Source organism: Streptomyces sp. cg40, from assembly GCF_050320165.1.
GTDB classification, from domain to species: Bacteria; Actinomycetota; Actinomycetes; order Streptomycetales; family Streptomycetaceae; genus Streptomyces; species Streptomyces hokutonensis.
The window spans coordinates 6,109,765-6,127,177 of record NZ_CP190128.1 but is presented as its reverse complement, the minus strand read 5'-3'; the positions used below and the strand labels follow the sequence as shown (position 1 = coordinate 6,127,177).

Below are 17,413 nucleotides of genomic sequence, written 5' to 3'. Positions count from 1 at the left end.
ACTCAGACTGCCGGTCAGCCCACGACCGCCAGTAGAACCGATCGTCCGGACCTCGGCATGACAAATGTCAGACGAGCAGGTCAGGCAAGTCCCGCAGGTCACCAAAGAGTTGATCGGCCTCCGCAAGCCGCTCAGCAGGCGTCATAGCGGTGAACCCGTACACATCCATCCCGGCCGACACAGCGGCCCGCACCCCCAACGGACTGTCCTCTACGACCACACAGCGCTCCGGCGCCACACCCATCTGCTCGGCGGCATACAGGAACAGATCCGGCGCCGGCTTCCCCCGCCCCACGTCCTCGGAGCTGAAGACCCACTGCTCCTCGAACCACTCGTCCAGCCCCGTCGCCCGGTGCCCCGTCCGAATCCGCGCATGACTCCCGGACGACGCCACGCAGTACGGCACCCCGTCCGCGACCAGCCTCTCCAGCACGTCGACGGCCCCGGCGACCGGCTTCAACTCCCGCTCGAACGCGGCGAACACGCGAGCGTGGAAGACATCGTCGAAGTCGTCCGGCAACCGCTGCCCGGTGCGCTCCTCGACAAGATCGTGGACCCGGTGCATCGCGGCGCCCATATAGTCACGGAGGGACTCCTCGTACGAGGTCGGGTGCCCGAGCTCCGTGAGATAGCCGGCGAGGAGCCTGTTGGAGATGGGCTCGCTGTCGACGAGGACACCGTCGTTGTCGAAGATCACGAGGTCGTAGCGCATACCGCTGAGCCTAAACGCAGAAAACCCCCGCACCGGAATCCGGTACAGGGGTTTTCGCAATATTTGTTCGGCGGCGTCCTACTCTCCCACAGGGTCCCCCCTGCAGTACCATCGGCGCTGTAAGGCTTAGCTTCCGGGTTCGGAATGTAACCGGGCGTTTCCCTCACGCTATGACCACCGAAACACTATGAAACACATCAACCGCACCGTACGTGACCTGTACGGGGTTGTTCGTGGTTTCAGAACCAACACAGTGGACGCGAGCAACTGAGGACAAGCCCTCGGCCTATTAGTACCGGTCACCTCCACCCCTTACGGGGCTTCCAGATCCGGCCTATCAACCCAGTCGTCTACTGGGAGCCTTAACCCATCAAGTGGGTGGGAACACTCATCTCGAAGCAGGCTTCCCGCTTAGATGCTTTCAGCGGTTATCCCTCCCGAACGTAGCCAACCAGCCATGCCCTTGGCAGAACAACTGGCACACCAGAGGTTCGTCCGTCCCGGTCCTCTCGTACTAGGGACAGCCCTTCTCAATGTTCCTGCGCGCGCAGCGGATAGGGACCGAACTGTCTCACGACGTTCTAAACCCAGCTCGCGTACCGCTTTAATGGGCGAACAGCCCAACCCTTGGGACCGACTCCAGCCCCAGGATGCGACGAGCCGACATCGAGGTGCCAAACCATCCCGTCGATATGGACTCTTGGGGAAGATCAGCCTGTTATCCCCGGGGTACCTTTTATCCGTTGAGCGACGGCGCTTCCACAAGCCACCGCCGGATCACTAGTCCCGACTTTCGTCCCTGCTCGACCCGTCGGTCTCACAGTCAAGCTCCCTTGTGCACTTACACTCAACACCTGATTGCCAACCAGGCTGAGGGAACCTTTGGGCGCCTCCGTTACTCTTTAGGAGGCAACCGCCCCAGTTAAACTACCCATCAGACACTGTCCCTGATCCGGATCACGGACCCAGGTTAGACATCCAGCACGACCAGACTGGTATTTCAACGACGACTCCCACCATACTGGCGTATGGCTTTCACAGTCTCCCAGCTATCCTACACAAGCCGAACCGAACACCAATATCAAACTGTAGTAAAGGTCCCGGGGTCTTTCCGTCCTGCTGCGCGAAACGAGCATCTTTACTCGTAGTGCAATTTCACCGGGCCTATGGTTGAGACAGTCGAGAAGTCGTTACGCCATTCGTGCAGGTCGGAACTTACCCGACAAGGAATTTCGCTACCTTAGGATGGTTATAGTTACCACCGCCGTTTACTGGCGCTTAAGTTCTCAGCTTCGCCACCCCGAAGAGTGACTAACCGGTCCCCTTAACGTTCCAGCACCGGGCAGGCGTCAGTCCGTATACATCGCCTTACGGCTTCGCACGGACCTGTGTTTTTAGTAAACAGTCGCTTCTCGCTGGTCTCTGCGGCCACCCCCAGCTCAGAGTGCAAAACTCATCACCGGTGATGGCCCCCCTTCTCCCGAAGTTACGGGGGCATTTTGCCGAGTTCCTTAACCATAGTTCACCCGAACGCCTCGGTATTCTCTACCTGACCACCTGAGTCGGTTTAGGGTACGGGCCGCCATGAAACTCGCTAGAGGCTTTTCTCGACAGCATAGGATCATCCACTTCACCACAATCGGCTCGGCATCAGGTCTCAGACTATGTGAACGGCGGATTTGCCTACCGTTCGTCCTACACCCTTACCCCGGGACAACCACCGCCCGGGATGGACTACCTTCCTGCGTCACCCCATCACTCACCTACTAACCGCTTGGACCGGCGGCTCCACCACTTTCCATTCCCCGAAGGGTCCGGAACGGCTTCACGGCCTTAGCATCACGATGCTCGATGTTTGACGCTTCACAGCGGGTACCGGAATATCAACCGGTTATCCATCGACTACGCCTGTCGGCCTCGCCTTAGGTCCCGACTTACCCTGGGCAGATCAGCTTGACCCAGGAACCCTTAGTCAATCGGCGCACACGTTTCTCACGTGTGTATCGCTACTCATGCCTGCATTCTCACTCGTGAACCGTCCACCACTAGCTTCCGCTGCGGCTTCACCCGGCACACGACGCTCCCCTACCCATCCCAGCCGCCGTTGGGCGTATATGCTGGAATGACACGACTTCGGCGGTACGCTTGAGCCCCGCTACATTGTCGGCGCGGAATCACTAGACCAGTGAGCTATTACGCACTCTTTCAAGGGTGGCTGCTTCTAAGCCAACCTCCTGGTTGTCTCTGCGACTCCACATCCTTTCCCACTTAGCGTACGCTTAGGGGCCTTAGTCGATGCTCTGGGCTGTTTCCCTCTCGACCATGGAGCTTATCCCCCACAGTCTCACTGCCGCGCTCTCACTTACCGGCATTCGGAGTTTGGCTAAGGTCAGTAACCCGGTAGGGCCCATCGCCTATCCAGTGCTCTACCTCCGGCAAGAAACACACGACGCTGCACCTAAATGCATTTCGGGGAGAACCAGCTATCACGGAGTTTGATTGGCCTTTCACCCCTAACCACAGGTCATCCCCCAGGTTTTCAACCCTGGTGGGTTCGGTCCTCCACGAAGTCTTACCTCCGCTTCAACCTGCCCATGGCTAGATCACTCCGCTTCGGGTCTTGAGCGCGCTACTGTATCGCCCTGTTCGGACTCGCTTTCGCTACGGCTTCCCCACACGGGTTAACCTCGCAACACACCGCAAACTCGCAGGCTCATTCTTCAAAAGGCACGCAGTCACGAGAGTGCATGCAAGCATGCACTCCGACGCTCCCACGGCTTGTAGGCACACGGTTTCAGGTACTATTTCACTCCGCTCCCGCGGTACTTTTCACCATTCCCTCACGGTACTATCCGCTATCGGTCACCAGGGAATATTTAGGCTTAGCGGGTGGTCCCGCCAGATTCACACGGGATTTCTCGGGCCCCGTGCTACTTGGGTGTCTCTCAAACGAGCCGCTGATGTTTCGACTACGGGGGTCTTACCCTCTACGCCGGACCTTTCGCATGTCCTTCGCCTACATCAACGGTTTCTGACTCGTCCTGTCGCCGGCAGACGACAGAAGAGAGATCCCACAACCCCGTATACGCAACCCCTGCCGGGTCTCACACGCATACGGTTTGGCCTCATCCGGTTTCGCTCGCCACTACTCCCGGAATCACGGTTGTTTTCTCTTCCTGCGGGTACTGAGATGTTTCACTTCCCCGCGTTCCCTCCACATACCCTATGTGTTCAGGTATGGGTGACAGCCCATGACGACTGCCGGGTTTCCCCATTCGGAAACCCCCGGATCAAAGCCTGGTTGACGACTCCCCGGGGACTATCGTGGCCTCCCACGTCCTTCATCGGTTCCTGGTGCCAAGGCATCCACCGTGCGCCCTTAAAAACTTGGCCACAGATGCTCGCGTCCACTGTGCAGTTCTCAAACAACGACCAACCACCCATCACCCCCGGCTACCACCGGAGTTCACTGGGGTCGGCGTCGAGGGGGTTCATTCCCTCAGACACCCAACAGCGTGCCCGGCACCACTGCCACTCGTGGTCAGCTTTCCACGCTCCGAAGAGCAGTACTTGCAGCCAGAGATGACAGACAGTGCCGAATAATCAACGTTCCACCCTTGAGCAACCACCGTCGGACATGCGCCGACGTAATGGCCCTGGACCACCAAACAATGTTTGGCGGCCTAGATGCTCCTTAGAAAGGAGGTGATCCAGCCGCACCTTCCGGTACGGCTACCTTGTTACGACTTCGTCCCAATCGCCAGTCCCACCTTCGACAGCTCCCTCCCACAAGGGGTTGGGCCACCGGCTTCGGGTGTTACCGACTTTCGTGACGTGACGGGCGGTGTGTACAAGGCCCGGGAACGTATTCACCGCAGCAATGCTGATCTGCGATTACTAGCAACTCCGACTTCATGGGGTCGAGTTGCAGACCCCAATCCGAACTGAGACCGGCTTTTTGAGATTCGCTCCACCTCACGGTATCGCAGCTCATTGTACCGGCCATTGTAGCACGTGTGCAGCCCAAGACATAAGGGGCATGATGACTTGACGTCGTCCCCACCTTCCTCCGAGTTGACCCCGGCGGTCTCCTGTGAGTCCCCGTCACCCCGAAGGGCACGCTGGCAACACAGGACAAGGGTTGCGCTCGTTGCGGGACTTAACCCAACATCTCACGACACGAGCTGACGACAGCCATGCACCACCTGTACACCGACCACAAGGGGGGCACTATCTCTAATGCTTTCCGGTGTATGTCAAGCCTTGGTAAGGTTCTTCGCGTTGCGTCGAATTAAGCCACATGCTCCGCTGCTTGTGCGGGCCCCCGTCAATTCCTTTGAGTTTTAGCCTTGCGGCCGTACTCCCCAGGCGGGGAACTTAATGCGTTAGCTGCGGCACCGACGACGTGGAATGTCGCCAACACCTAGTTCCCACCGTTTACGGCGTGGACTACCAGGGTATCTAATCCTGTTCGCTCCCCACGCTTTCGCTCCTCAGCGTCAGTAATGGCCCAGAGATCCGCCTTCGCCACCGGTGTTCCTCCTGATATCTGCGCATTTCACCGCTACACCAGGAATTCCGATCTCCCCTACCACACTCTAGCTAGCCCGTATCGAATGCAGACCCGGGGTTAAGCCCCGGGCTTTCACACCCGACGTGACAAGCCGCCTACGAGCTCTTTACGCCCAATAATTCCGGACAACGCTTGCGCCCTACGTATTACCGCGGCTGCTGGCACGTAGTTAGCCGGCGCTTCTTCTGCAGGTACCGTCACTTGCGCTTCTTCCCTGCTGAAAGAGGTTTACAACCCGAAGGCCGTCATCCCTCACGCGGCGTCGCTGCATCAGGCTTCCGCCCATTGTGCAATATTCCCCACTGCTGCCTCCCGTAGGAGTCTGGGCCGTGTCTCAGTCCCAGTGTGGCCGGTCGCCCTCTCAGGCCGGCTACCCGTCGTCGCCTTGGTGAGCCATTACCTCACCAACAAGCTGATAGGCCGCGGGCTCATCCTGCACCGCCGGAGCTTTCAACACCCGCACATGAGTACGAGAGTATTATCCGGTATTAGACCCCGTTTCCAGGGCTTGTCCCAGAGTGCAGGGCAGATTGCCCACGTGTTACTCACCCGTTCGCCACTAATCCCCACCGAAATGGTTCATCGTTCGACTTGCATGTGTTAAGCACGCCGCCAGCGTTCGTCCTGAGCCAGGATCAAACTCTCCGTGAATGTTTACCGGTTATCCGGTGCACACACACGAGAGCGGAACCCCCGGGCGGAATAGGCCCGACGGTTCACAGCGTCCTCGCTGTATGTTTTCTTCAAAGGAACCTCGCCCCAACCATCAAACTTGACGGCCGGAGACGGGGTATCAACATATCTGGCGTTGATTTTTGGCACACTGTTGAGTTCTCAAGGAACGGACGCTTCCTTTGTACTCACCCTCTCGGGCTTTCCTCCGGGCTTTTCCCTTCGGTCTTGCGTTTCCGACTCTATCAGACCGTTTCCGATTCCGATTTCCTCGGCGCTTTCCAGGCTCCCGCTTCCGCGTTTCCCTTTCCGGCGATTCCGACTCTATCAGATCCTTTCGGGCCTGACTCCCAGTCAGAGTGGGCTGCCATCCCGGCCGTTGGGCCGTTCCGACGAGTGAGACTTTAGCGGATTCCTGAGTCCCGAGCGAATCGGGGGGTGCGTCCTTTCGAACGCGGATTCCTCATTTCGCAAATACGCATGCCAATACACGCGACGACGGATCGTCGATTGTCTGTAGGTACTTGCGGAATGGCTGTCCGGGGACCGACCGGAGTCGGCGCTCACGTCGGACAACTCGGAGAACACTACGTACGAGGTCGGGGCGTGTCAACTCCGCTCCGGAGAGCCTCGTAGCGGCGTACGCTGTGTCACGTGACTACACATACGTGCACCCAGCAGTGGTGGGCCGCCTGACGGCGGCCGTACACACGTATGTACTCAACGGCCGCCGCCTCGGCGGCCGTTCTTGTTTCTCCCTCCAGGGGGTCGGCCGGCCGGGTGCGGCGGTCTCGACCAGGAGGTGGAGAGATGACACGGGTCTTCAGTGGGGTCAAGCCGACCGGGCACCTGACGCTGGGGAACTACCTGGGTGCCGTGCGGCGCTGGGTCGATGTGGATCAGCACCAGAGCGATGCCCTGTTCTGCGTGGTCGATCTGCACGCGCTGACCGTCGACCACGATCCGGCGCGGGTGCGCAGGCTCACCCGGCAGGCGGCGACGCTGTTGCTGGCGGCGGGGCTGGATCCCGAGCTGTGCACCGTGTTCGTACAGAGTCATGTGGACGAACACACACGGCTGTCGTACGTCATGGAGTGTGTGGCCACCGACGGGGAGATGCGGCGGATGATCCAGTACAAGGAGAAGGCCGCGCGGGAGCGGGAGCGGGGCGGGAGTGTGCGGCTGTCGTTGCTGACGTATCCCGTGCTGATGGCGGCGGACATCCTGGCGTACGGGACGGACGAGGTGCCGGTCGGGGACGACCAGACGCAGCATGTGGAGCTGGCCCGGGATCTGGCGGTCAGGTTCAACCAGCGGTACGGCCATACGTTCGTGGTGCCCCGGGCGACTCGGCCGGGGGTGGCGGCACGGGTGATGAACCTCCAGGAGCCGGCTTCGAAGATGGGGAAGTCGGACGACTCCGGGCCGGGGATCGTCTATCTGCTGGACGAGCCCGATGTTGTACGGAAGAAGGTCATGCGGGCCGTGACCGACAGCGGCGCAGAGGTCGTCTACGACCGGGAGGAGCGGCCGGGGGTCGCCAATCTGCTGGAGATCCTGGCCGCTTGCGAAGGTGGGAACCCCGAGGCCTTGGGCGGTGTATATGAGTCGTACGGAGCGTTGAAGAAGGACACCGCGGAGGCAGTGGTCGAGCTGCTCAGGCCTGTGCAGGAGCGGCACAAGGCGTTGTGCGCGGATCCCGCTTATGTGGAGGGGGTGTTGCGGGATGGGGCGGAGAGGGCGAGAGGGATGGCGAAGCCGATGGTCGATACCGCGTATCGGGCCATCGGGCTTCTGCCTGCGTAGCCGCACGGCCTTCCGGCCGTTCTAGCTGTTCTGGCGCTCTAGCTGTTCTAGCCGTTCTAGCTGTTTCCGGAGGCCAGTTCGCGGCTGCGGTCGCGGGCTGCCTCCAGGGCGGCGATGAGTGCGGCGCGTACGCCGTGGTTCTCCAGTTCGCGGATGGCGTTGATCGTCGTGCCGGCCGGCGAGGTGACGTTCTCTCGGAGCTTGACCGGGTGTTCGCCGCTGTCGCGGAGCATGACGGCGGCGCCGATCGCGGACTGGACGATGAGGTCGTGGGCCTTGTCGCGCGGCAGGCCGAGCAGGATGCCCGCGTCCGTCATGGCTTCGACCAGGTAGAAGAAGTACGCCGGGCCGGAGCCGGAGAGGGCGGTGCAGGCGTCCTGCTGGGACTCGGGGACACGGAGCGTTTTGCCGACGGCGCCGAAGATCTCGTCGGCGTGCGCGAGATGGGCCTCGGTGGCGTGGCTGCCGGCGGAGATGACGGACATCGCCTCGTCGACGAGGGCGGGGGTGTTCGTCATGACACGGACGACCGGGGTGCCTGCGGCCAGGCGCTCCTCGAAGAAGGAGGTGGGGATGCCTGCCGCGCCGCTGATGACCAGGCGGTCGGCGGGGAGGTGCGGGGCGAGTTCGTCGAGGAGGGTGCCCATGTCCTGCGGCTTGACCGTGAGGATCAGGGTGTCGGCGCTCTTCGCGGCCTCGGGGTTGGTGACCGGGGTGACTCCGTGGCGGGCGCGGAGTTCCTCGGCGCGCTCGGGGCGGCGGGCGGTGACCAGGAGGTCGGCCGGGGCCCAGCCCGCTCGGATCATTCCGCTGAGCAGGGCTTCGCCGATCTTGCCGGTGCCGAGGACTGCGACTTTCTGGGTCATGGGGTCATCCTCGCACCGGCGGTACGCCCTTGAGACGGCTGTCCGGCTGGCGGAACACCTTCATGTGGTGTGCCTCTATGCCGTACGCCTCCTCAGTGTGGCCGCGCCCAGGCACAGGACCAGCAGGGCGCAGCCGGCCACGATCAGGACGTCGCGGACAAAGGTGGCGGTCATGTCCGTGTGCTTGAGGACTTCGTTCATTCCGTCGACGGCGTACGACATCGGCAGGACGTCGGAGATGGCCTCCAGGACGGGGTGCATGTCGGAGCGCGGGGTGAAGAGGCCGCAGAGGAGGAGCTGGGGGAAGATCACCGCCGGCATGAACTGGACGGCCTGGTACTCCGAGGCGGCGAAGGCCGAGACGAAGAGGCCGAGCGCGGTGCCGAGGAGGGCGTCGAGGAGGGCGACCAGGAGGAGGAGCCAGGGGCTGCCGGTGACATCGAGGCCCAGGAACCAGACGGCGAGGCCGGTGGCCAGGGCGGACTGGATGATCGCGAGGAAGCCGAAGGCGAGGGCGTAGCCGGCGATCAGGTCACCCTTGCCCAGGGGCATGGAGAGGAGGCGTTCGAGGGTGCCGGAGGTGCGTTCGCGCAGGGTGGCGATCGACGTGACCAGGAACATCGTGATGAGCGGGAAGATCCCGAGCAGGGAGGCGCCGATGCTGTCGAAGGTGCGCGGGCTGCCGTCGAAGACGTAGCGCAGCAGGACGAGCATCAGACAGGGGATGAGGAGCAGCAGCGCGATCGTGCGGGGGTCGTGGCGGAGCTGGCGCAGGACGCGGGCCGCGGTGGCGGTGGTGCGGGCGACGCTGAGGGCGCGCGCGGGGGCGGGCGCGGTGGCCGTCGCGGCGGCCGCGGTGGTTGGCGTGCTCATCGGGTCGTCTCCTTCTGGCGGCCGGTGGCCACGGCCTCGTCGACGAGGTGCAGGAAGGCGGCTTCGACGGTGTCGGAGCCGGTACGGGTGCGGAGGGCGTCGGGGGTGTCGTCCGCGAGGACCTCGCCCTCGCGCATCAGGAGGAGGCGGTGGCAGCGCTCGGCCTCGTCCATGACATGGGAGGAGATGAGGAGGGTGGCGCCGCGGGAGGCGGCGATGTCGTGGAAGAGGGTCCACAGGTCGCGGCGGAGGACGGGGTCGAGGCCGACGGTGGGTTCGTCGAGGACGAGGAGTTCGGGGGTGCCGAGGAGCGCGACCGCCAGGGAGACACGGCTGCGCTGGCCGCCGGAGAGATTGCCGGCGAGGGCGTCGGCGTGGGTGGCGAGGTCGACGTCGCTGAGGACGCGGTCGACGTCCTGGCGGCGGGTGGCGGCGGTCCTGCCGGGGTCGAGGATCGCGGCGAAGTAGTCGAGGTTCTGACGGACCGTCAAGTCGTCGTAGACGGAGGGAGCTTGGGTGACGTAGCCGATGCGGGTGCGGAGGGCGGGGTGGCCTGCGGGGCGGCCGAGGACGTTCAGGGTGCCGGTGACCTTGGCCTGGGTGCCGACGATCGAGCGCATGAGGGTCGACTTGCCGCAGCCGGAGGGGCCGAGGAGGCCGGTGATCTGGCCGCGCGGGACGGTGAAGCCGATGCCGCGCAGGACGGTGCGGGGGCCTCGAACGACGGTGAGGGCTTCGGCCTGGACGGCGGGGGCGGGCGCTGCGCCGGGTGGAGTGTCCGCCGATCCGGGTGATCCAGGTGATCCGGCGATGTAATTCATCATGCGATGAATAATGCTCTCGCGGGGCTGGGTCGTCAAGCCGATTCGGCGGCCCTGCCGTTACACGGGTGCGCGGGACGGCGCAGGCGCGTGGCGGCGTGATCGGAGTGGGGTGCTCCGGTATGGACGCCTCCGCGTTCACGGGGTGGCAACACGAATCGGATGCGCAGCCAACTCCCTTTCCCGACAATGGATTTCAGTTCGCCGTGCCCTCCCCCGGTGCGGCGCCCACGCATCTCCCGTTCGCAATCGGAGGTGCCGTTGTCATGCGCTGTCGTGTGAGCAAGGCCGATCTGTTCGCTTCTCTAGTCGTCTTTCTCGTCGCGCTCCCGCTGTGCGTGGGTGTGGCGATCGCCTCCGGGGTGCCGGCCGAACTGGGGCTGGTCACCGGAATCGTCGGCGGGCTGGTGGTCGGGGCACTGCCCGGCAGCAGCCTTCAGGTGAGCGGTCCGGCCGCCGGGCTGACCGTGCTCGTGTACGAGGCCGTGCGGGCGTACGGCGTCGAGGCGCTCGGGGTGCTGGTGTTCGCGGCCGGGGTGCTGCAGTTGGGGCTCGGGGTGCTGCGGCTCGGGCGGTGGTTCCGGGCCGTGTCGGCGGCCGTGGTGCAGGGGATGCTCGCCGGGATCGGGCTCGTGCTGGTCGCCGGGCAGGTGTACGCGCTCGGCGATGCGGCCGCGCCGGCGGACGGGCTCGGGAAGCTCGCGGGGCTGGTGTCGCTGCCGGGGCTGGTGGATCCGGTGGCGTTGTCAGTGGGCGGTGCCACCATTGCCGTACTGGTGCTCTGGCCCCGGTGGCGGCGCGGGGCCCGGCTGGTGCCGGCGCCGTTGGTGGCGGTGGGGCTGGCTGCGGCGGTGACCGGGGTGTTCGACCTGGCGGTGCGGCGGGTGGAGGTGCGGGGGCTGGTCGGTGCCGTGCGGGTGCCGGAGTGGGGGGATTTCGGGCGGCTCACGGAAGTGGGGGTGATCGGGACGGTCGTCGCGTTCGCGCTGATCGCGTCGGCGGAGTCGTTGTTCAGCGCGGCGGCGGTGGACCGGCTGCACCGGGGTCCGCGGACGGACTACGACCGGGAGTTGATCGCGCAGGGCGCGGGGAACGCGGTGTGCGGGGTGCTCGGGGCGCTGCCGATGACCGCGGTGATCGTGCGGAGCGCGGCGAACGTGCAGGCGGGCGCCAGGACCAAGGCGTCGCGGGTGCTGCACGGCGGGTGGCTGCTGCTGTTCACGGCGCTGCTGCCCGGGGTGCTGGGCCTGGTGCCGGTGGCGGCGCTGGCGGGACTGCTCGTGCACGCCGGCTGCAAGCTCGTGCCGGTACGGCAGGTGCGGGGGCTGTGGGGCGGGCACCGGGGTGAGGTGGTCGTGCTCGGGGTGACCGCGGTGGCGATCGTGGTGGGGAATCTGTTCGAGGGGGTGCTGGTCGGGCTGGCGCTGGCGGTGGCGAAGACCGCGTGGGACATCAGCCATGTGCACGTGGAGACGGAGGACCTCGGCGACGCGGGGATCGTCGTACGGGTGCTGGGGCATGCGACGTTTCTGCGGCTGCCGAAGCTGCTGGACGCGTTGGAGGCGTTGCCGTACGACCGCGAAGTACGCCTGGAGCTGGGCGGGTTGCGGCACCTGGACCACGCGTGCGCGGCGGCCCTGGAGGGGTGGGCCACCGCGCGGGGAGGGGATGGCGGCGGTCGCGGGGGCGACGGGAGCGGCGCGGAGGTGGTTGCGGTCAAGGGGGTGTGACGGGGGGGTGGTCGGGGAGGTAACGCTGGGGGTGTGGCGCTGGGACGGTCGGAGGTTGACCGCCGTGCGGGCTGTCGGAGGCTGTGCTGCTGGGGCCGGCAGAAGGCGACCACCCGGGCAGTTGGCGGTTGTGTCGCTGAGGTCGCCGGAGTTGTCGGGGCGCTCGTACCGCTGAAGCAGCCGACAGCCTGCCGCCGAGGTGGTCACCGGGTCATGACGCGAGAGCTACGACGAGTTCCACGACGTAGCTCTCCTCCACGGTGCCGTCCGGGAACTCGGTGAGCAGGTGGTTGCGCTCCTCGGTGAGGAAGGCGTTGGTGTCTTCCTCACCCTGGACCAGGAAGACCGAGTGACTGCTGATGTTGGCCAGGTGGGTGTCGACCGGGACGCGGCGGCTCCAGCGGACCCTTCGGTGGGCGAAGTCGAGCCTGCCGGTGGGGTCGGCGAGCGCGGTGTGCAGGCCGCTGCCGTTCTGCCTCACGACGCGGTCGATGCCGAAGTGGATCCGGATGCGTTCCGACTGCTCGGCGATCCACGGGACGTCGGTGGCACTGGTGTTCCACCACAGGGCGAGGGCGCCGCCCGGGCGCAGTACGCGCAGGGCTTCCGGGACCGACTTGGTGGTGTCGGTCCAGTGCCAGGCCTGGGCGTAGGTGATGAAGTCGACGGAGCGCCCGGTCAGGGGGAGGGCGTCGCCGGTGCCCCGGACGAGCGGGACGTCGGGGAGGGTGCGGCGGAACTGGGCCGCCATGCCGTCGCCGGGTTCGATCGCGATCACGTCGGCGCCGCGCGCGTGCAGGAGGGCGGTCGCGATACCGGTGCCGGCTCCGACGTCCGCGACACGGGCACCGGCGAGGGGGTGGCCGGCCAGTTCCTCGATGGCGTCGAAGAGGGCGGGTGGGTAGGAGGGCCGGTTCTCGGCGTACTGGGCCGCGGCGGCGTTGAAGGAGTGGGCTCGGGCGGTGTGCGAGGGCGGCTTCGACGAAGTGGTCATACGGCCATGGTTACCGGGGTGGGTGCAGGGTGCAGGTGGATTTTGGTGAGAGATGGGGTGGGGAGGGGAGAGGGGGTGGAGCCGGGGCGGGATGGGAGTGCGGCAGGGGGAGCGGTGCGGGGTCGGAGGGCAGGGCCGGGGCGAAACGGGGCAGGGGCCGGGACGGAGCCGGAGGACAGAACCGGGGCGGGACAGGACCGGGCCGGGTAGGGCCGACAGGCAGGACCGGGGCGGGGCAAGGCCGACAGGCAGGACCGAGGTGGGAGCGCGGCTCGGTCGGTCGGGGTGCGGGCGCTGGGCAACCAGGGGCGGACTCTGGGAACCGGGGGCGAGCATGACCGGGGCCCGGAAGCGAGGCCGCAGGCCACAAGCCGCCCGGAACGCGTGCCCGGTTCGAAGCGAAGCCGCAGATCGCTGGCCGTAGGGACCTTCAGCCGCGAGCCGCCCGCAACGCGTGCCCGCTCAATGCCAAGCCGTAGTCCGCTGGCCGTAGGGACCTTCAGCGGCTAGCCGCCTGCAACTCGTACCTGGCGCGAAGCCAAGCCGCAGCTCGCTAGCCGCAGCCGCCCGCGACCCGTGCCCCGCTCGAAGCCAAGCCGCAGACCGCTGGCCGCAGCCCCCAGCCGTAGGCCGCGAGCCGCAAGCGAGCTGTAAGCCGCCTCGGAACGCGTGCCCCGCTCGAAGCGAAGCCGCAGGCCCCGAGCCGCAGGCCTCGGTCTGCGAGCCGTAAGCCCCGAGCCGCCCCCGACCCGTACCCGACCCGTCAGGACCGGCGGCGTTTCTTCGAAGGGTTGCCGGTGCGGCGGGTCGTGCGCTTCTTGTGCTGGGCCACGGCCGTCTCGTACTCCTCGCGGTGGAGTTTCTCGCCGGGGGCCTCGGTGAGGGAGCGGAAGAAGTAGGCGGCGAGGGAGCCGACGAAGCCGATGCCCAGGAGGCCGCGGAGCGAGGCCTGGCGGTCGGGGTCGGGGCGTTTCTTGAAGCTCTCCCAGGTGTGGCCGAAGGCGAGCGCGCTGCACACCGCGAACATCACGATGACAAGGAGGGTGACGAAGCTGCCGACGTCGGCGATCTGGAGGCCCTGGTAGGCGAAGCGGAGGATCAGGCAGGAGGCGACGGCGGCGGCGAGGGAGCCGCCGGCCGCGGCGACGCGGCGCGGGGTGTAGCCGTTGTCGTGGTTCACCCAGGTGGTGCCGAAGAAGCGGAGGGGCTCGGGGCGGGGGCCCGTGCCGGTGTCTGTGCCCGGGGAGCCCGCGCCGGTGTCCTGGGTGCCGTTTTCGTCGCTCACGGGACGATTATGGCTCCGGGGCCGACGCGGGCTCCTTCGGGGCTCAGGCGCAGCGGTCGGCCACGTAGCCGTCGCTGCCGGTGTTCACGTACGCGTCCGACACGAACTCACCGTTGCTGACGTTGTCCCAGATGTTCGTCGTGCCGTAGTGGCCCGTCACCGTGGTGCCCGGCGTCTGGCAGTGGACCGGGACCCGGGAGCCCACGGGCAGGACCCGGACGATGCTGTAGCCCGTGCCGGGGCCGGTGCGGACGTTGACCGCGGTGCCGGGTGCGGACGGCCGCGGTCGCGGTGGTGGATGACCCCAGCACCATGAGGAGGGCACCGGCGGCGGTGGCTGTCGGCAGTGCGGATCTGCCTCTGCGCGATGCCGTCGGTGACCTCCGGTCGGTGGGCTCAGGAGCAGCGCGGGCGGACGTAGCCGTCGCTGCCGGTGTTCACGTAGGCGTCGGAGATGTACTCGCCGTCGTCGATGTTGTCCCAGATGTTCGTCGTGCCGTAGTAGCCCGTCACCGTGGTGCCCGGTGTCTGGCAGTAGATCGGGACCTGGGAGCCCTCGGCGAGGACCCGGACGATGGTGTAGCCGGTGCCGGGGCCGCTGCGGACGTTGACGCGGGTGTTGGGTGCGATGGAGTAGTAGTGCAGGGCCGCTGCGGCCGCCGTGACGGCTTCCGTCGTGGCTTCGCCCTCGGCCTCTGGTACGCGGTCAACAGACATGAAAAACCTCCCCCGTTGGACCCCATGACTGCCATGGGGCAACGATGATTCCCTTAAATCACGCCACGAAACACATGTGCGCAATTCGCACGCAGAGGTCAGCAAGCCGCCTCTGTCGCGTACGGGTCATCGACTAGGCTCCGTGCGTCGCGCGCGCGGACGATCAGCACGGGGGTGGACCCATGGCGCCACAGCGCAACACCGGAGCGGGCGCGGAAGCGGAACTTCCCGAGTACGCCGGTCACTACCGCCTGCAGTCGTGTCTGGGCTCCGGCGGCATGGGCGTGGTGCATCTCGCGCAGAGCACCTCCGGGATGAAGGTCGCCGTGAAGGTCGTCCACGCGGAGTTCGCGCAGGATCCCGAGTTCAGGGGGCGGTTCCGGCAGGAGGTGGCGGCGGCCCGGCGGGTGAGCGGGGCCTTCACCGCCCCGGTGGTCGACGCCGACCCGGAGGCCGAACGGCCGTGGATGGCCACGTCGTTCATCCCCGGGCCGACCCTGTCCGAGCACGTGAAGCGGAACGGGCCGATGGCACCCGGCGAGTTGCGCCGGCTGATGGCGGGACTGGCCGAGGCGCTGCGTGACATCCACCGGGTGGGCGTCGTGCACCGGGATCTGAAGCCCAGCAACGTACTGCTCGCCGAGGACGGGCCGAAGGTCATCGACTTCGGGATCTCGCGGCCGAAAGACAGCGAACTCCGTACGGAAACGGGCAAGTTGATCGGCACACCGCCGTTCATGGCGCCGGAGCAGTTCCGCCGGCCCCGGGAGGTCGGGCCGGCCGCCGACATCTTCGCGCTCGGGTCCGTCCTGGTGCACGCGGCGACGGGGCGCGGGCCTTTCGACTCCGACAGCCCGTACGTCGTCGCCTATCAAGTCGTCCACGACGAACCGGACTTGGCCGGTCTGCCGGAGAACATCGCACCGCTGGTGCTGCGTTGCCTCGCCAAGGAGCCCGAGGACCGGCCCACGCCGGACGAGCTGATGCGTGAACTGCGGTCGGTGTCGGCCTCGTACGACACCCAGGCGTACATACCGGCACAGCGGGCCGGTGTCACCCCGCTGTCGGAGCCCCCCGCGGCAGAACCGCGACAGCCCGAACAGCCTGAACAGGCCGGACCGCGGCGCGGGAGACGGCTGCGCAAGCGGGTCGCGCTCGGGGCGGGTGCGCTCGGGCTGGCCGCGATCGGCACGCTCGCCGCGCTCCAGTTGTCCGACGACGGCGACACCGCGCCGAAGAGCGCCACTCCGCACACCACGCCCAGCGCCGCGTTCGGCGGGTGGCAGACGGCGCCGGTCTCGAAGAAGAGCACACCCCAATGCTCGTACGGGGACGGGAAGTTGCTCTGCGCGCAGCCCGGTGTGGTGTTCGCGCTGGACCCGTCCGACGGGCGGGTGCTGTGGCGGCACTCGGTCGCCACGACCCACCGGAGCGGGCCGCCGGTGCTGTCGGGCGGCCTGGTGCAGCCCGCGTTGGACACCGGCCGGCGGCTGGAGGCGCTCGATCCCGCCTCGGGCAAGGCGCGTTGGCAGCGGACCGTCCCCGCGTACACCGGGCTCGCGGACGCCGGCGGCATGCTCCTGCTCACCCATGCGGACGGGACGGTCACCGGTGTGGACGGCGCCTCGGGCGCCACGAAGTGGAGCCATCGGATCGCGGGCCAACCGGCGCCGTACTTCGCCTCGTTCGAGGGCGACCCGGCGGCGTACGCGACGAACACGTCGGACGACGGGGCGAGCACGCGGGTGACCGCGGTCGATCCGGACACGGGTGAGGTGAGCTGGGACGCGCGTCTGGACGGGACGTTGAAGCCCGTCGGGACGGCCGGCGGCTCCGTCTTCCTGCTCTCGCTCGACTCGGTCTACAACTCCGCGAAGGCCGTGGTCCGTTACACCCCGGGCACCGGGACCGTGCGGCGCGTGACGCTGCCCCTGCCGCTCGACCAGGGGCACGGGACCGTGCACGGGCATGTCGTGTACGTCATGGGGGCGGGCGGCTCGCTGGTGGCCGTGGACATGGACGCGCGCAAGCAGTTGTGGAGTCTGGAGACGGCCCTGGTGCGGGGTTCCACCCCGGTCGCGGACGGGCGGCAGGTGTATGTCACCGCCGCGGACGGGCGGTTGCTCGCGGTGGACGCCCGCGCGGGACGACTCGTCGGGCAGACACCCGCCCGCCTCGACTCCAACTCGGACCAGGTCAGCGCGGCCCTGCCCGAGCCCGTCGTAGCGGACGGCCGGGTCTACGCCGCCGCTCCCGACGGCACGGTCTTCGCCGTCAACTCCCTTACTCCCGGGGCCTGGTAGCCGTAGCGGGGCGAACTGCCGTAGGCCCGGAGCCTCGCAGCGGCAGGCAGAAGGGCCGCCC

At 66.5% G+C, this 17,413-nt stretch carries 11 protein-coding genes and 3 rRNA genes; 3 read left to right on the top strand and 11 right to left on the bottom strand.

Annotation, left to right across the window (positions count from 1 at the left end; translation table 11 throughout):
• Positions 1-67 precede the first annotated feature (67 nt).
• From ACQHII_RS27420 to ACQHII_RS27405, 4 genes are all read right to left on the bottom strand, one after another.
• Entirely contained in the window at positions 68-712 is a 645-nt protein-coding gene (locus ACQHII_RS27420) for an HAD family hydrolase (RefSeq protein ID WP_427921796.1), read from the bottom strand.
• A 65-nt stretch (positions 713-777) separates the two neighbouring features.
• Positions 778-894 (bottom strand): 5S ribosomal RNA (gene rrf / locus ACQHII_RS27415).
• An 87-nt stretch (positions 895-981) separates the two neighbouring features.
• Positions 982-4,105 (bottom strand): 23S ribosomal RNA (locus ACQHII_RS27410).
• A 305-nt stretch (positions 4,106-4,410) separates the two neighbouring features.
• Positions 4,411-5,936: ribosomal RNA gene (locus ACQHII_RS27405) — 16S ribosomal RNA — on the bottom strand.
• Together the 16S, 23S and 5S rRNA genes form the textbook arrangement of a ribosomal RNA operon.
• Positions 5,937-6,767: 831 nt before the next feature.
• On the opposite strand from ACQHII_RS27405, the gene trpS reads away from it, so the two are divergent.
• Positions 6,768-7,763 (top strand): tryptophan--tRNA ligase, encoded by a 996-nt coding sequence (gene trpS, locus ACQHII_RS27400; protein ID WP_427921795.1) that lies wholly within the window; start codon positions 6,768-6,770, stop codon positions 7,761-7,763.
• A gap of 56 nt (positions 7,764-7,819) precedes the next feature.
• On the opposite strand, the gene proC is transcribed toward trpS, so the two are convergent.
• The 3 genes from proC to ACQHII_RS27385 form a co-directional block, all read right to left on the bottom strand.
• Positions 7,820-8,629 (bottom strand): pyrroline-5-carboxylate reductase, encoded by an 810-nt coding sequence (gene proC / locus ACQHII_RS27395; RefSeq protein ID WP_200717065.1) that lies wholly within the window; start codon positions 8,627-8,629, stop codon positions 7,820-7,822.
• Positions 8,630-8,704: 75 nt separating this feature from the next.
• Positions 8,705-9,502, bottom strand: a complete 798-nt coding sequence (locus ACQHII_RS27390) for an ABC transporter permease (protein ID WP_427921794.1) — start codon at positions 9,500-9,502, stop codon at positions 8,705-8,707.
• Positions 9,499-10,326: an ABC transporter ATP-binding protein gene (locus tag ACQHII_RS27385; protein ID WP_427921793.1), complete on the bottom strand. Its 828-nt coding sequence runs from the start codon at positions 10,324-10,326 to the stop codon at positions 9,499-9,501. The genes ACQHII_RS27390 and ACQHII_RS27385 overlap by 4 nt, the downstream gene beginning before the upstream one ends.
• A 263-nt stretch (positions 10,327-10,589) precedes the next feature.
• Here ACQHII_RS27385 and ACQHII_RS27380 point away from each other — a divergent pair, with 263 nt between their 5' ends.
• Entirely contained in the window at positions 10,590-12,053 is a 1,464-nt protein-coding gene (locus ACQHII_RS27380) for a SulP family inorganic anion transporter (protein WP_427921792.1), read from the top strand.
• A 211-nt stretch (positions 12,054-12,264) separates the two neighbouring features.
• On the opposite strand, the gene ACQHII_RS27375 is transcribed toward ACQHII_RS27380, so the two are convergent.
• The 4 genes from ACQHII_RS27375 to ACQHII_RS27360 all read right to left on the bottom strand — a co-directional run bounded on the left by ACQHII_RS27375 (position 12,265) and on the right by ACQHII_RS27360 (position 15,049).
• Positions 12,265-13,047, bottom strand: a complete 783-nt coding sequence (locus ACQHII_RS27375; RefSeq protein ID WP_427921791.1) for a class I SAM-dependent methyltransferase — start codon at positions 13,045-13,047, stop codon at positions 12,265-12,267.
• A 763-nt stretch (positions 13,048-13,810) separates the two neighbouring features.
• Positions 13,811-14,332 (bottom strand): EamA/RhaT family transporter, encoded by a 522-nt coding sequence (locus tag ACQHII_RS27370; protein WP_427921790.1) that lies wholly within the window; start codon positions 14,330-14,332, stop codon positions 13,811-13,813.
• Between the two features lie 43 nt (positions 14,333-14,375).
• Entirely contained in the window at positions 14,376-14,657 is a 282-nt protein-coding gene (locus ACQHII_RS27365) for an SH3 domain-containing protein (protein WP_427921789.1), read from the bottom strand.
• 71 nt (positions 14,658-14,728) lie between these two features.
• Positions 14,729-15,049: an SH3 domain-containing protein gene (locus tag ACQHII_RS27360; protein ID WP_427921788.1), complete on the bottom strand. Its 321-nt coding sequence runs from the start codon at positions 15,047-15,049 to the stop codon at positions 14,729-14,731.
• Between the two features lie 182 nt (positions 15,050-15,231).
• Here ACQHII_RS27360 and ACQHII_RS27355 point away from each other — a divergent pair, with 182 nt between their 5' ends.
• Entirely contained in the window at positions 15,232-17,352 is a 2,121-nt protein-coding gene (locus ACQHII_RS27355; protein WP_427921787.1) for a serine/threonine-protein kinase, read from the top strand.
• The last annotated feature ends 61 nt before the right edge of the window (positions 17,353-17,413 follow it).

Excerpts from the sequence above, each read along its gene's own strand:
- ACQHII_RS27420 (WP_427921796.1), bottom strand. The coding sequence starts at position 712 with ATGCGCTACGACCTCGTGATCTTCGACAACGACGGTGTCCTCGTCGAC.
- trpS (WP_427921795.1), top strand. The coding sequence starts at position 6,768 with ATGACACGGGTCTTCAGTGGGGTCAAGCCGACCGGGCACCTGACGCTG.
- proC (WP_200717065.1), bottom strand. The coding sequence starts at position 8,629 with ATGACCCAGAAAGTCGCAGTCCTCGGCACCGGCAAGATCGGCGAAGCC.
- ACQHII_RS27390 (WP_427921794.1), bottom strand. The coding sequence starts at position 9,502 with ATGAGCACGCCAACCACCGCGGCCGCCGCGACGGCCACCGCGCCCGCC.
- ACQHII_RS27385 (WP_427921793.1), bottom strand. The coding sequence starts at position 10,326 with ATGATGAATTACATCGCCGGATCACCTGGATCACCCGGATCGGCGGAC.
- ACQHII_RS27380 (WP_427921792.1), top strand. The coding sequence starts at position 10,590 with ATGCGCTGTCGTGTGAGCAAGGCCGATCTGTTCGCTTCTCTAGTCGTC.
- ACQHII_RS27375 (WP_427921791.1), bottom strand. The coding sequence starts at position 13,047 with ATGACCACTTCGTCGAAGCCGCCCTCGCACACCGCCCGAGCCCACTCC.
- ACQHII_RS27360 (WP_427921788.1), bottom strand. The coding sequence starts at position 15,049 with ATGTCTGTTGACCGCGTACCAGAGGCCGAGGGCGAAGCCACGACGGAA.
- ACQHII_RS27355 (WP_427921787.1), top strand. The coding sequence starts at position 15,232 with ATGGCGCCACAGCGCAACACCGGAGCGGGCGCGGAAGCGGAACTTCCC.